Origin of the sequence: Treponema primitia ZAS-2 (assembly GCF_000214375.1) — a bacterium.
GTDB classification, from domain to species: Bacteria; Spirochaetota; Spirochaetia; order Treponematales; family Breznakiellaceae; genus Termitinema; species Termitinema primitia.
Map to the genome: position 1 here is coordinate 2,697,890 of NC_015578.1, position 15,809 is coordinate 2,713,698.

The 15,809-nt window shown below is 54.7% G+C and carries 5 protein-coding genes and 1 rRNA gene; 2 read left to right on the top strand and 4 right to left on the bottom strand.

Annotated elements, in window-relative coordinates; all coding sequences use genetic code 11:
- Positions 1-109 precede the first annotated feature (109 nt).
- Positions 110-1,650 (bottom strand): 16S ribosomal RNA (locus TREPR_RS11685).
- Positions 1,651-2,264: 614 nt separating this feature from the next.
- On the bottom strand, positions 2,265-2,648 hold the full coding sequence (locus tag TREPR_RS11690; protein ID WP_015708525.1) for a hypothetical protein: 384 nt from the start codon (positions 2,646-2,648) through the stop codon (positions 2,265-2,267).
- Positions 2,649-2,784: 136 nt separating this feature from the next.
- Here TREPR_RS11690 and TREPR_RS11695 point away from each other — a divergent pair, with 136 nt between their 5' ends.
- Both TREPR_RS11695 and fusA read left to right on the top strand, forming a co-directional pair.
- The gene (locus tag TREPR_RS11695; RefSeq protein ID WP_041611166.1) at positions 2,785-4,866 is read left to right on the top strand and encodes a [Fe-Fe] hydrogenase large subunit C-terminal domain-containing protein; all 2,082 of its coding nucleotides are present in this window, start codon (positions 2,785-2,787) and stop codon (positions 4,864-4,866) included.
- 140 nt (positions 4,867-5,006) lie between these two features.
- Entirely contained in the window at positions 5,007-7,049 is a 2,043-nt protein-coding gene (fusA, locus tag TREPR_RS11700; protein ID WP_015708528.1) for an elongation factor G, read from the top strand.
- 66 nt (positions 7,050-7,115) lie between these two features.
- Here fusA and TREPR_RS17920 read toward each other — a convergent pair whose 3' ends face one another.
- Positions 7,116-11,888 carry a carboxylesterase family protein gene (locus TREPR_RS17920; protein ID WP_015708529.1) on the bottom strand — a complete coding sequence of 1,591 codons (4,773 nt, stop codon included), beginning with the start codon at positions 11,886-11,888 and terminating at the stop codon, positions 7,116-7,118.
- 156 nt (positions 11,889-12,044) lie between these two features.
- Entirely contained in the window at positions 12,045-15,803 is a 3,759-nt protein-coding gene (locus TREPR_RS11710) for an ATP-binding protein (RefSeq protein WP_015708531.1), read from the bottom strand.
- Positions 15,804-15,809 lie beyond the last annotated feature (6 nt).

A 15,809-nucleotide genomic window follows, 5' to 3' on the forward strand; every position in this document is an offset into this window, starting at 1 on the left:
GGGCCATACGGCCCGATTTGGGACAAGCGGCGGTTAGGCCGTCTGCCCCGCCGGAGCGCTCGCACTCCGACTGTGCGGGATTCTCAGAACCCCGCGCCCTTTCAGTGTGAAAGGAGGTGATCCAGCCGCACTTTCCAGTACGGCTACCTTGTTACGACTTCACCCTCCTCACTAAACGTACCTTCGACAGCGCGCTCCTTGCGGTTACGCTACCGGCTTCGGGTACCTCCAACTCGGATGGTGTGACGGGCGGTGTGTACAAGGCCCGGGAACGTATTCACCGCGCCATGCTGATGCGCGATTACTAGCGATTCCAACTTCATGAAGTCGGGTTTCAGACTTCAATCCGAACTACGGGCGGCTTTTTGCGCTTCGCTTTGACCTCGCGGTTTCGCGTCGCTTTGTACCGCCCATTGTAGCACGTGTGTAGCCCTGGACATAAGGGCCATGATGACTTGACGTCATCCCCACCTTCCTCCGGTTTGTCACCGGCAGTTCCGCCAGAGTCCTCAGCGTTACCTGTTAGTAACTGGCAGTAGGGGTTGCGCTCGTTGCGGGACTTAACCCAACACCTCACGGCACGAGCTGACGACAGCCATGCAGCACCTGTGATAGCGCGTATTGCTACGCTGATACATCTCTGCATCATTCACTACCATGTCAAACCCAGGTAAGGTTCCTCGCGTATCATCGAATTAAACCACATGCTCCACCGCTTGTGCGGGCCCCCGTCAATTCCTTTGAGTTTCACCCTTGCGGGCATACTCCCCAGGCGGTGCACTTATCACGTTCGCTTCGGCACTGAGCCGCTTGGCCCAACACCTAGTGCACATCGTTTATAGTGCGGACTACCAGGGTATCTAATCCTGTTTGCTCCCCGCACTTTCGCGCCTCAGCGTCAGTCATTGGCTAGTAGTTCGCCTTCGCCACCGGTGTTCTTCCGCATATCTACAGATTTCACCCCTACACGCGGAATTCCAACTACCCCTCCATGACTCTAGTTATACAGTTCCCAACGCAGTCCACCGGTTAAGCCGATGGATTTCACGCCAGGCTTACATAACCGCCTACGCGCCCTTTACGCCCAATAATTCCGAACAACGCTTGCCCCTTACGTGTTACCGCGGCTGCTGGCACGTAATTAGCCGGGGCTTATTCGTCACCTAACGTCATCACGAGGGCATTCCCTCCCCCGCTTATTCTTCAGTGACAAAAGGATTTTACAACCTTTCGGCCTTCGTCATCCACGCGGCGTCGCTCCGTCAGACTTTCGTCCATTGCGGAATATTCTTAGCTGCTGCCTCCCGTAGGAGTCTGGGCCGTATCTCAGTCCCAGTGTGGCCGTTCACCCTCTCAGGCCGGCTACCCATCATCGCCTTGGTAGGCTTTTACCTCACCAACTAGCTAATGGGACGCGGGCCCATCTTGAGGCGGGGCCGAAGCCCCTTTCTTTGCAGAGTCATAACCCCGCAACCATATCCGGTATTACCCACTATTTCTAATGGCTATCCCCAACCTCTAGGTAGGTCACCCACGCGTTACTCACCAGTCCGCCGCTCTAGGGGGGATTGCTCCCCCTTGCCGCTCGACTTGCATGCTTAAGACGCGCCGCCAGCGTTCGTTCTGAGCCAGGATCAAACTCTCCATGATATATTTTCCAACGACCCGAAGGCCGCAAGAAATATCACTTTGAACCATGGCACACGGGCTCCCGTTTACCATGGCTGACAACGCCCTTCCGGACATTGTCGGTCCCTCTCTTATACGCTCACTTCTGCACCGCGGTTCCCCGCGATGCTTCTGCTGGCTGGGCAAGACTTCCGTCCTGCCCCGTTCTTCCCAACGGCAGGCTTCCGCCTACCGTCTTCTCCCCTTCCCTATATTGCCAAAGAACATGGGCCAAAAACGCCTTCCGGCAGTTTCACACCCTTACACCGCTCTGATGCCGCAAAAACGGCGGTCTTTTATGGCGGTGAAGCAGACAGTACTACACTTGCCCGCTTTTCGTCAAGACCCTCAGGCCGATTTATTACGCACAAAATATTAATTTTGTGAAAATCCACGTTATGTTGTTTTTTTAAGCATCTCTCAAAACTCACCGAATAACCGGTGAACAATCTGCGGTAAAAAACTCTAAAAATCACCCAGATATGCTATCTTACAAAGAACAACCCTTTTTTAAGGGGCGAGGAACACAATACCACCCTTTTAAAATAAGTGCAAGCCCTTTTTTGATTTTTTTCGTGTTTTTTTGAAAATATTCCTCAGCCCTTCCGGTTCTGAATCTCATTCTCCCGCTTCTCAATGGCCGCCTTGACCGAGGCTATTTCGGCCAGTATGGCCTTGATCGCCGTGTCTTCCCGGGAAAGGGTTTCGGCGTCCTCTTCGGAAAGGCGCTTATAGGCTTCGGTCCCAAGCCGCCCGATGAGCTTCTGGGCCTGCCACTCGTATTGTTTGATTTCAAACTTGAGGACCCCGATCTCCCCCATTTCCTGGGCCTTGGCCCCCGCCTTGGAGGCAAATTCCTTGGAAGCCTGCAATCCCTTGCCACCCAGATCCTGGGCCACTTCCCCGGCTTTCAGGGCAAAATCCTTGGACGCATGGGCGCCCTGCTCAAACAGCTCCTTCATTCTATCGCCAAAAGTCATCGGTTCCTCCATATAATGGTCTTTACTTTAAGGATACTACAATTAGGGCCCAGCGGGAAAGCTATTTTTGCTTGGTTGCATTTTTTTGTACTATCTTCTAGTTTTAAGGCCTATTCTTATAAATTTGCGGGGATTTATGGAAAACGTCACTATGCGGCCTATTATCAAAGTTCTGGAAGACAAATGTATCAACTGCCACCGTTGTATCATGGTGTGCCCGGTCAAGATGTGCAACAACGGGTCCGGAGCCATTGTAGACCACCACAGCGACCTCTGCATAGGCTGCGGGGAATGTATCACCGTCTGTTCCCATGGGGCGCGGATAGGGATCGATGACTTTGATGCATTTATGGCGGATCTGAAAAAGGGCGTCAAAATCGTCGCCATCGTGGCCCCGGCGGCGGCGGCCAGTTTTGAGGGCAAGTACCTGGAACTGAACGGGCTCCTGAAATCCCTGGGGGTCAAGGCGGTTTTTGACGTCAGTTTTGGGGCGGAACTCACGGTCAAGTCCTATCTGGACTATATGAAAAAGAAAAACCCCCTCACGGTTATTTCCCAGCCCTGCCCTACCCTGGTTTCCTTCATTGAAATGTACCGCCCCGAGCTCATCCCCTACCTGGCTCCGGCGGACAGCCCCATGATGCACATGATGAAGGCTATCAAGAAATATTATCCTCAATACGCGGACTGTAAGATCGCCGCCATAAGCCCCTGCTATTCCAAGCGGCGGGAATTTGACGCCTGCGGCATCGGGGACTACAACGTCACCTTCAACTCCCTCCAAGATTGGCTGGACCGCACTAGGGATACCATCACCCATTACAAGGCGGAGGATTACGATAATCCTCCGGCGGAACGGGCGGTGCTGTTTTCATCCCCCGGGGGGCTCATGCGGACGGTCCAGCGCTATGACAAGGACATCAACAGCAAAACCCGGAAGATCGAAGGGTCCCCGGAGGTCTACCATTACATGGCCTACCTTTCGGAGGCCATCAGAAAGTCCAACGGCCCGGTGTTCAAGCTCATCGACTGCCTGAACTGCGCCATGGGCTGCAACGGCGGGCCCGGCACGGGGAACCGGGGGAAGCACCTGGACGACGTGGAATACCTCATAGAACAGCGCCAGATGGAGACCCGGAAAAAATACCAGCCCAAAAACATCTTTCAGAAACTCTTTGCCCGGAACAAACTGGAAAAGCTACTGGACAAATACTGGGAGGAGGGCCTGTACAGCCGGTCCTACACCGACCGGTCAGCAATCTTCAAACAGATGGTCATCGACCCCGCCCCCCAGCAAATCCAGGCAGTCTTTACCAGGATGCACAAAACCGGCGACAGCGACATCCTCAACTGCGGCGCCTGCGGGTACCGGAACTGCGAGCAGATGGCGGTGGCCATCATCAACGGGTTGAATAAGATGGAAAACTGCCGGCACTATGTGGAGATTGAAAAAAGCCTGCAGAACGAAGAAGCGGTCAAAAAACAGCTCAACACGGTCTACGATCACACCCTGGAGGAAATGAACAAAAACCTGGGAGGCATCAGCGCCTTGTCGGAAAACATCGGCGAAACCGCGAACCACGTGCTTTCCTCCTCCACCGCCATCGAGCAGATGGTGGAGAACACCCGGTCCATCCACGAAACCCTGGAACAGAACGCCCAGACCGTTCTTCAGCTCAACGAGTCCTCCACGGAGGGGAAGAACCGGCTGCACCACATCGCCGAACTGATAGCGGACGTCTCCGCCCAGTCCGACACCCTCATCGAAGCCTGCAGCGTCATTGGTGACATAGCGGAGCAGACCAGCATCCTGGGGATGAACGCCGCCATTGAGGCGGCCCACGCCGGGGAAGCGGTAGGCAGAGGCTTTGCAGTAGTCGCCTCGGAAATCCGCAAACTCGCGGACATTTCCAACAAACAGGCCGCAGAAATCGCCGGCAGCCTGAAAAACATCAAGATACTCATCGACAATTCCAAAGAATCCTCCGGCCATGCGGAACAGCAATTTGACACCATGGTAAGCCTCATCAACACCGTGAAGAACGAGGAGCTGCACATCAACAACGCCATGGAGGTGCAGAGCAACGGGGGGAACCAGGTTATCCAGTCCCTGAACGAAATCAATAGCCTGATCCGCAAGGTTAAGGAAGAATCCGCCTCCCTCCTGTCCAGCAGCGAACTAATAATAGAAGATATCCGCGGCCTGAAGGCTATGTAGGGCAAGTTCCCGTAGGGAACTTGCTTGGAGTTTCGGCAGCGCCAAAACTCCAAGGCGAAGGCTTGCGGAAGATATGGCGCCAAGCACGGGAATTGCCCCGGCGACCTTCTTTCGGGTACAATCGGTACAGGAGTCCCCCTATGCTTAAATTTATGCGCAATATCGGCATCATGGCCCATATCGACGCCGGAAAGACCACTACCACCGAACGGATCCTCTACTACACCGGCAAAAGCCATAAAATTGGCGAGGTGGACGATGGCGAAGCTATCATGGACTGGATGGAACAGGAGCAGGAGCGGGGTATCACCATCCAGAGCGCCGCCACTACCACCTACTGGCAGCGGAACGGGACCCAGTTTCAGATAAATATCATCGATACCCCGGGGCACGTGGACTTTACCGCCGAGGTGGAGCGGTCCCTGCGGGTGCTGGACGGGGCGGTGGCGATTTTTGACGCGGTCCGGGGGGTGGAGCCCCAGACCGAGACGGTGTGGCGACAGGCGGAGCATTACAAGGTGCCCTGCATCGGCTATGTGAACAAGATGGACCGGGTGGGGGCGGATTTTTTCCGGGTCCTGGAGGATGTAGCGGCCAAGCTGGGGGCCAAAACCGTGGCGGTCCAAATCCCCATTGGCACGGAAAGCAGCTTTGAGGGGGTTATCGACCTCCTGGAGATGCGGGAAATCCGCTGGGACGCCGGCACCGAGGGGGAAACCCTGGTCCCCTCCCCTATCGCGGCGGAGCGGCAGGCCCTGGCGGCGGAATGGCGGGAAAAGCTCATCGATGCCCTGTCTGCGGTTTCGGACCCTATCACGGAAAAGTACCTTGCCGGGGAGGAGATTCCCGCGGAGCTTATCCGGGGGGAACTGCGCCGGGCGACATTGGACCGAACCCTGCTCCCCATACTTGCCGGGGCTTCCCGGCGCAATATGGGGGTCCAGCCGCTGATCGACGCGGTGGTGGATTACCTGCCCGCGCCGGACGAGGTGAAGCCTGCTTTGGGGCACCACCTGAAAAAGGAAGAGGATATCCAGGTCCCCTGCGATCCCGCAGGGCTGCCCCTGGGGCTGGTTTTTAAGATACAGAACGATAAGGAGGCCGGGGGCCTCTGTTATGTGCGCATGTACTCCGGGTCCCTCAAGCCTGGGGCCGCGGTGTTCAATGTGGGCAAAAAGAAGCGGGAACGGGCAAACCGGATCCTCAGGATGCACTCCAACAAGTCGGAGCCCATAGACGAATTGAGCGCCGGGGACATCGGGGTGATCATCGGGATGAAGCTGGCCCAGACCGGGGATACCGTGGGCAGCGAGGGCTGGCCGGTGGTGCTGGAGAAGATGCAGTTTCCTGAACCGGTCATCTCGGTTTCCATTGAGCCCCGAACCATGTCGGAGCTGGACAAGCTGCGGGAAATCCTGGCCCTGCTTTCCCGGGAGGACCCCACCTTTACCACCCGGGACAACCCGGAGACCGGGCAGCTCATCATTTCCGGCATGGGGGAACTTCACCTGGACGTGCTGGTCACCCGAATCACCAAGGAATACAAACTCGTCGCCCATATCGGGAACCCCCAGGTTACCTACCGGGAGTCCATCACAAAAACTGTGGAACGGGAAGAGAGGTTCTCCAAACTGATAGCGGGCAAAGAAAACGCAGCAATACTGCGCTTTAAGGTAGAGCCCCTGCCATCAGGCTCCGGCAACCGCTACACCAATGCTGCAAAAAAACGGGATGCCCCGGACAGTATCTTTGACGCAGTGGACCGGGGGGTTAACGGGGCTTTTTCGTCGGGGCTGGTCCTGGGCTATCCCTGCACCGATGTGGGGGTTACCCTGCAGGAAATGGAATACTCGGAGCTCACCGCCTCAGAATTCGCCTTTGAGGCCTGCGCCAACCACGGGGTCTACGAGGCTTGCCTGGAAGGGAACCCCATACTGCTAGAGCCTATCATGGCGGTGGATTTGGTGTCCCCGAAAGAATTTGTGGGGGAAGTGATGAGCCTGGTTACCCAGCGGGGAGGCCAGGTGTTAAGCATGGATTCCAAGCTTTCAGGGGACGAGGTGAAGGCCCTGGCCCCCATGGCGAAGATGTTCGGCTTCATGACCGCCCTCCGCTCGGTGAGCCAAGGAAGGGCTTCATTCACCATGCTGTTTTCACATTTCGAGAAGAAGTCGGAGCGGTAAATAAACACTGCGACTGAAGAAGAAAAGGGCTGCCGGGTTATTTCCGACAGCCCTTTTCAGGTCAGCCTACCTGCCTCCGAGAATCCCTTCAAGACCATATTCAGTGATGACCTTTTCCCGCAGGAGTGCGTCCCGGTTTGCCAGGGTTCCGGTATACAGGGAAGTCTTTGCCTCCACCTTATACTCCAGCCCCTTACCCAGCTCCATAAAGGTTTTGGAGCTTGCGCTGAAACTAGGCCAGTTGGGCAGCCCGGCTCCGTTTGGATTACCGGTTTTAATGAAGTTTGCCCAGTAGGAGGATAGGGTTTCGGCCATCTGCCTGTCCGCGGGGGTCCATGCTCTCTGCTGCGGGATGTTCCTCATGGAATTGAACACATACCAGAGTTCGCTGGAATGCCAGGACTTGTCCCGCGCGGGATCCCGTCCTGGGCGGCTGCTGTTGCTCGGCCAGTGGTCAAAGTAGTACACATAGGTATTCTTCCCGTTGATGGCAAACAGCTCCGCGGCAATACGGCTCCTCATAAAGGTCAGTTCAGCGCTGGCATAATCGTTTGAATCATTAGCAGTATTGATGTCCGTCAGGGGGTATAGGGATTCAAAATTGTACTTGCCATAGAGATCCCCATAGGTCCGCTGGAGAGAAGTTCTGATTGTATCAATAGGCCGCGGTGTTCCATAACCCCAGGCGCTGCTTTCCCCGTCGTTTGAACCGTACAGCAGATCAATTCCATCCAGTACGCCGGGTTGCAGGAAAAAGTCTTTTGGCTGCTGTACCAGAGCATATCCGTCAATACATTGCGCCAAACCCTGGTAATATTCGTCCTTTGTGGTTGTGCTGTTGATAAAGAATTCAGGGGGAATCGCCCGGAGTTCCGCAAGGGATTTACCTTCCAGCCCTTTCAGCTTGAGGTAATTAGCGGATCGGGTCTTCACATCATCCAGGGTAACTAACGTGGCGAAAGCACTGATGCTGCTTTCCATGATAGCCCGTTTGAAAAGCCCTTTTGCAAGGGGGGATGTTATCAGGTTCCGCGATGCCTGAGCGCCTGCGGACTGCCCACCTATGGTGACCTGATCAGGGTCCCCCCCAAAGGCCGCGATATTTTCCTTTACCCATTTAAGCGCCGCAATCTGGTCCAGCAGACCGTAGTTGCCCGAGGCATGGTAGGAAGTTTCGGCGTCCAGCTGGTCATTCGCATAGTATCCGAAAAATCCCACCCGGTAGGCTGCTGTTACAACAATTATACCTTTGGCGGCCAGTGCGGCGGGGTTCATTTCAGCTTCATAGCTGAACCCGTGATAGGAAGCGCCGCCGTGGAAGAACACGTACACAGGCCGCTTGTCAGTTCTGACCGAAGTATCCGTCGAGGCGGTGGTAACATTGAGGTACAGGCAATCTTCGCTCATAAGCGGGGCATCCCCGGTGTTGATATAATCGTAATAGAATTCCCCGCCCCAACTGTCGTCCACGCTAAGTATCTGCCAGGCCATGGGGGCGTATGTATCGCAGGCCCGTACGCCGGACCATCTGGCGGGGGGCTGCGGCGCTTTCCACCGGTTCACCCCAACCGGCGGGGCGGCGAAGGGAATGCCCTTAAAGGTGGTGACCGTATCGTTATCCGCCATCACCCCTGTCACCAGTCCTCCTTGGGTCGTAAGCTGCCCCGAAAGCGCAGGGCGTGTTAAATTAACAGTATAGGTGCGTTCCCCGGCCCCCTTCTTGACAGTAATGGCGATCGCACTCAAACCTGTTACATCAATCTCCCGGACAATTTCTGTGGATGGATGATTGATGGACGGCAGTATAGCCCGGTTACCTGATCCAGCAACTGTGCCATTGACACTAATACTGTCGGGAATCCCGTGCAGGTTGTACAGCCGCATGGTCAATTTGAGGGTATTTTCATTATCCGCGAGCCTGGCGGTATAACTTGTGTTGTAGGGGGCAAAATTACCTCTCACCAGGCTGCGATTCTGGGTATTTGAATAAATTTCCAGATTTTCAAGGGCTGGATTTTCTTCGATGGCCGCCCAGCCGTTGTACCAGAACCCTGCCGCCCGCATTTTAAGCTGCCTGAGTTCTTCAACATTACTGCCCATAGCCCTGGTGGTAAGCTTGCCCCGCATGGCGCCGGAGAGAACACTTTCAGCCGCAAAGCGCATATCGGAGATCATCTGCTTTCCGGCCAGCCCCTGGAGCGGCACAGGCTGCTCCTGCCAGGAATGGCCGCTCAGGACATACAGGCTATCGATGTCCTTTATAGCGTTTTCCAGCTTGACCAGATCCCTGTAGAACACTTCAACCGGTTCCTTCCCGTTACCAAAGTTGAATACATAGCTCCCGGACCCGACGGCATCACCCACCGCCAGGTAGCGGTTGGCCGCGTCAAGATAGGTCATGGCGCCGATGGTGTGACAGGAAACCTCAATACACCGGAAGTTGAAGGCCTTCCCATGGATAGTCGGACCGGCGATCAGGTCCCCGTCGGAGATGGCGGCATACCGGCTGGTAGTATAGGTAACCGGAATGGCGGACCAATCTTTTTTCGGCCAGTACACTTTGGCATCCCGGAACTGTTCGACTTTTCCGTAATGATCGCCGTGGGCATGGGTGATGGCGATCTCGATTGGAAGCGTATCACTGCCCCCTTCCAGCTTGATTAAGCGCTTGATCTCCGCGCGAAGATCCCCTTCGCCCATGCCGGTGTCAAACATCAATGCCTTGTCGGAACCGACAAAGAGATAGATGTCGTCATTGGTGGTAAAGCCGCTTGCGTCCTGGACACGCCAAATGCCGTCATCGATCTTCACTGAGTTGTAGCCGGCCCAAAGGGGCTTGGCATCAATGATAAGAGTATAAATCATAACCGACTGCCCGTTTCCCGATTGTACTTCTATTGAATATTTGTTCTCCCCCTCCTTGATCCGCACAGGATAAGGCTGGTTAAAGTCGCAGGGCACACCGTCTATTTTATAGGTACTCCGTTCCGAATAGGTCACCGGCTGGATGTACATGGTGGTACTGGTTCGGGAACCCCAGTCAACGGTTACCCGGTACTGGGTCTGTTGGGGATCAAAATCCCTGTCCTTGAAATCATCAAGCCCGATGTTGTACGGTTCCAGACGGCCGCCCTTGAAGGAACTCACCTTGATGTCAATGAGCGAGGGGTTTGTGAGGTTGTCTTTCCTGTTGGCCGGCCATGGCGTTGCTTCAGGGAGCGTTCCCCCCTCACCTCTTTTCACCGCGATCTGGTATACCTTGACCGCATCCCGGTTTGTTACCTCCACAGAATAATTCGTCACCGCGTTCAGGGGAGGCGACACTTTCAGCGACCCGCCGTTTGCCACGCTGAGGCCGTTGATTTTTACGGTACTGCCGGGGTACTGCACAACCGGGGTAAACTCAATACTGTCCACCGATGCGTCGATTGTTGCGGTATACTGGGTCACGTAGGCATTGAAGGATGGCCGGATGACATCACGGCGGAGGGATTCCGCAAAGCCGCCGAGGAACTCAAGAGCCGCCGCATCCGGATAGACATTCAGATGGTCATACCAATATCCTGCCAGACCGTACTGAAACTGACGAAGCACGCTGAGGGTTTCGTTTCCCGTACTGCGGGTGGTGAAATACCCGGCGCTTGGTTTTTCAAGCACCGTGTCGGTGGCGATCCTCATATCCGTGATAAGCTGGTTCACCGGGTATCCCCGAAGCGGGAATACGCTTTCCTGCCACGCATGTCCCGGCAGCATATAGATGTCGGTGAAGGGTTTTACCTTTTCTTCCAGTTTTTTTAATTCTTTATTGTAAGTGACCACGGTCGGCGTATTGGGCAGCATGTCCCAAACATAACTGCACGAGCTAATCGCATCGCCTGTAATCAGATACTTGCCGCTTGTATCCAAGTATACCATGGAACCCGCAGTATGGCTGATCACAGAAACACACTCAAAGATACGGCCATCCGGGCCGTTGATAAAATCCCCATCCCTGGTGAATACAAATTTACTCAGGGCATCCTGGGTGTAGGTGGCCGGGATCGCATGGGCATCCTTCAGGGGCCAATACACCGTACTATCGGCAAACAGGGGGGCACGCCCGAAGTGGTCTCCATGACCGTGGGTAATTACCACCTCAATGGGCAGGTCCGCGCTCCGGCCTTCCAGGGCGATTATCCGATTTACTTCGGCGCGAAGATCCCCTTCACCCATACCGGCATCGAACAACATGGCCTTATCCTTGCCCACAAAAAGGTACATGCTGTCGTTGGTGACAAATCCGCTGGCATCCCCGATATGCCATAACCCTGTGGCAATCTGGTCCGATTTGTACCCGGACCAGAGGTTTTTGGCGTCAATGGTGAGGGTATACCTTTTCCTGACCGCCCCGTCCGGCGCCGTCACTTCAATGGATAGGGTATTTTTCCCTTCTACAATGTTTTTCCTGAAGGGAACATTGAACTCGCTTGGGGCGCCGTCTATGACAAAGGTACTGTTCGGCGAATAGGCAACGGGCTTTACATACATAACCGTGCTGGTCCTGGAGCTGTAGTCAACCGTGACCGTATAATCCGTTTTGGTTCTGTCAAATTCCCCGCCCGGAAGCTGAGACAGGCCGTCCAGGGGGATCCGGTAGGGCTCCAGCCTGCCGCCCTTGAAGGAGCTTACCTCTATGTCGATAAGCGTCGCGTCTTTGCTGCCATCCACAAGTACATACTCAGGGTCCCATCTGGGCCCTTCGGCAGAACCACCGGCCATGACCGCAAATGCGGGAAGTATCAAAAACATCAAACATAATACCTGGACAATACCAGCCCGTATAACCCTTGTTACCTTCATCTTTTCGCCTCCTCCGTAAAACGGTTATTCAGTATAAACCCTGTTTTTACTATGGCGCAATGTTAAAAGTGCACAAAATTCCCCTATGCCTATTGTGCAATATGCACAATAGGCATAGTAAGGAAGGTGATGATAATGATGAAAATCCTGAAAACCTTAGCCTCTAATCCCCAGCAGCTTAAAACTCACTTCGGTAAACTTGTCCAGTTCCAGGGGCTTTGCCAGGTGGGCGTTCATGCCGCTGGCTATGGCACGGTCGATGTCGTCCTTGAAGGCATTGGCGGTCAGTGCCACAATGGGGACGGTTTTGGCATCAGCACGGTCCAGGGCGCGGATGGCGGTGGTAGCTTCGTAGCCGTCCATGTTGGGCATCTGCACATCCATGTAGATGATGTCGTAGAAATGCTCCGCAGATTCATTGAATTTTTTTACCGCCATAATGCCGTCCTCAGCTTCGTCAAATTCAATGCCGGTAAATTCCAACAGATTTACTGCGATGAGACGGTTGATTTCCACATCATCCACCAGGAGGGCCTTCTTACCCGCCAGACGGTTCTCGGTATTTTGCGGGCTTAGTTCCTCTACCTGTTCGGCGGCTTCATCACTAAACCAAAGGCTGAAACTGAAGGCGCTGCCCTTGCCCTCCTCGCTTTCCAGGGCGATGTCCCCGCCGAAAAGCTGGACAATGTTTTTACTGATCGCCAGCCCCAGGCCGGTGCCGCCGTAGGTTTTTGCGGTCTGGGCCGAGGCTTGCTCAAAGGGCTTAAAGAGAAATTCCTGGGCGCCTTTGGGAATGCCTATCCCGTTATCCCGCACCAAAAAACCTACCAAGGTTTTTCCATCCCGCTTCTCCTGCTCAGTAATACTGAACTCTATCCTGCCGCATTCGGGGGTGAATTTAACCGCATTGCCCAGGAGGTTGATCAGCACCTGGCGTAAGCGCAGGGGATCCAGTTTGAAGGATCCGGGCGGGGAAATTTCCAGGTTCATATCAAAGATAATATTTTTTTCATCACACCGGGGCTTGATGATGGTTTCCACGGTGCGGGCAAGTTTTTTCATGTCCACGGTTTCGTCGGAGAGCTCTATTTTACCGGCCTCTATTTTTGAAATATCCAGGATGTCATTGAGAAGCCCCAGGAGGTGCTGGGAGGAAGTCTCTATCTGCCGTAGATTAGCCTGCATGTCTTCCATGTCTGCATCGCCTGAGGCAAGTTTCTTCTTTACAATCCCTGTCATGCCGATGATGGCGTTCATGGGGGTGCGGATCTCGTGGCTCATCCGGGCCAGGAAATCCCCCTTATGACGGTTAGCGTTGTTCGCGTCGGTCACGGCTTTTTCCAGATCTATTTGGGTTTTGCGCAGTTCATTTTCCATGTTCACCCGGACAGAAACATCCCGGGCAAAACCCAGGACACCCACAGGGTTATTATCACTGTCAAAGATGGGAGTACGCACCATGTCGAGCACTTCCTCATGGCCGTCCGCAAAGACCAGCCGTTCTTCGGAATACAGGGGCTTGCGTGATTCGATAACCCCCAGGTCCCGCTGCATGGAGAGGTTTGTGTTTTCAGGCGAGAAGACATCCTCCGCAAGGGACCCCACTATTTCGTCGGCCTCCCTGCCCGCAGCCGAAGCAAACCGGGGATTTACCGTGAGGTAGCGCCCTGCAATATCCTTGTACCAAATAAGATCCGGGGATGCGGAGAAGATCGTGTCCAGCAGGGTTTTCTGTTCCTCGATTTTTTTCTGTTCCTCCACAATCTCCGTAAGATCCGTGGTGGTGACAATATAACCGATATTTTTTCCTTCCTTGTCGGTCAGATACGCTGCACTGCCCCGGACATAACGCTTGGTATCAGAGAGGTACAGTACATCTGCTTCCCGGCCTTCGTGGAGGGCGGTGAGGGGATCAAAGTTTGAGTCCTCAGGATAGATGCTGATCTCCCCATAGGGTTTCCCCTGGATCTCAGAGAATTCTTTTTTTATCGCCACCAGGGCCTCATGGTTCGCATAGATGATGGCGCCGTCCATGCGGGTAATAACCAGGGCATCCTTTTCAACTGCCACCAGGCTATCTGCCATTTCGTCAAAGGAATCCATCAGGGTACCGATTTCATCCTTAACCGGGGCGTTAAAACGGAACTGCCGTTCACCGGAACGGAAGTGGGATATGCCGCTTATAATATTAGTAATACTGCCGGTAAAGGCCGAGGCTATCCAGATGGCGATAAATACTACCAGGATGATCATGAGCCCCGCGGAGACCACGAGTTTTATGGTGGTCTCCAGAAGGTTCGCCTTGATGGCACTGCTGGTCTCAAATGCGGCGTTGGTCAGGTTCCGGTCAGCATCACCGATAAGCCCGTCCAGCACTTCTTTGGTTTCCAGGGCGGGGTGCTGAAAATCCTCAAACCCTGCGCCTATGGCTACGAAACCGAATCCCCGTTTGGATTCGCCGTAGTGGCCTGTATAATAGGGGATGGTGGCAGCAGTGGTGAGTTTCCAGAGACCGCTCCAAAGTATCAGGAAGGAACCGGAACCGCCTTCACTGGTCAGGTCGAACCAGCCTGTACATTGGGGAGCGTTGTTCAGGTAACGGCCGTCCAGCCCCACCAGTCCCGCTGCGGTTAGTTCCGCTGAGGGCTTCTTGAGCCGGGACTGTTCGACAAAGGTAGCCTGGCCCTTGATAAATTCCGTATAGGGTTTGCCGCTGGCCTGCCAAGACTGGTAGATACTTTCCTCAAGCCAGGGCACCTCCGCCTCCCCGGTTTCCGGGTTGAAGCCTACGATGGAGTGGTGCCGGGGGTGGGCGATGCTGCGGCATTTGTAGTCCCAGATAAAGGCGTAGTTCCCCTCAAAGGCGCTGGGCAGTTCCATGTACCGCTCGCTCATGGGGGTGGTGTGGTCCGTAAATTCCATGATGTGATCGTGGTCCAGGGCCAGGGTTACATACCCGGTAATGCGGCCGTTCTGTACCACCGGGGTAGCCCAGCGTATGAGCCCCTGGAAGCGTTTGCCCCAGGGGTTTTCTTTCCCCGCGTAGGCCTCTTCTTCGGGCCGGTATTCCAGGCCCCGGGCGGCGGTGTTTTCCGGGGTATACATGCCGATCAGATGAGAGGGGACATAGGCGCCTATCACATCGGAAACGTAGATTTCCCCGGGCTTAAGGTTTTTCAGTTCCCCAAAATAAGTTTCCGCCTTTACATAGGTGTTCCGGCGATCCGCCACATTTTTCAGGGCCCTATCCATCCGGGGGGAACCGGTGACTTTGATAAGCTCATTGCCCTGGAGATCCACATAGGTCATTTCCAGGTACAGGGGGCGGTTTTCGTAAGCAAAATTGTCCGGCGGCCGGTAGCGGAAACTGTAGTCATTTTCCCGGTTTGAGGAACCCACCGGATTTGTTTCCGATTCCACTACTTGCAACGCAGTTCCCCGGGGTACCCAGGACCTGCCATCTGCGGCCAGTTCCCATTCCCCGCTTTTGATCAGGGTCCCCAGTTTGTTTTCAACGAAGCGGCGGTAGGCGCCCTGGCCGGGTTCCAGGGCGGCAACGTAGAGAATATCCCGGTCCCGCTCATAGAGAAAGTCCGCCACCCGGCGGGCCATATCGGTACTGGTCCGTTCTATATCTTCTGTAGCCAGATTGTTCAGAGCGGTCACCGAATCGCTCACCGCCATATCCCCGGTTTTTATCAGCGCCTCATTGGCCTGGACGGTTAATTCCTGGGTGCGCCGGTTCAGTTCCTTCCCTAAATTTACCGACTGCCCCCATGCCATAATGGTGAGCAGAACCAGGGGAATTACCTTGATAACGACAAAGAGAAGGATCAGCTTTGCCCGCATTCCCAAGCCAAGCCTGGAAAAAACATTACCGATGACTATACTAAGACGGTCAAATAGTTTTTTCACCTCTTG

Bases quoted from the DNA above. Each gene is read 5' to 3' on its own strand.
- TREPR_RS11690 (WP_015708525.1), bottom strand. From the start codon at position 2,648: ATGACTTTTGGCGATAGAATGAAGGAGCTGTTTGAGCAGGGCGCCCAT.
- TREPR_RS11695 (WP_041611166.1), top strand. From the start codon at position 2,785: ATGGAAAACGTCACTATGCGGCCTATTATCAAAGTTCTGGAAGACAAA.
- fusA (WP_015708528.1), top strand. From the start codon at position 5,007: ATGCTTAAATTTATGCGCAATATCGGCATCATGGCCCATATCGACGCC.
- TREPR_RS17920 (WP_015708529.1), bottom strand. From the start codon at position 11,888: ATGAAGGTAACAAGGGTTATACGGGCTGGTATTGTCCAGGTATTATGT.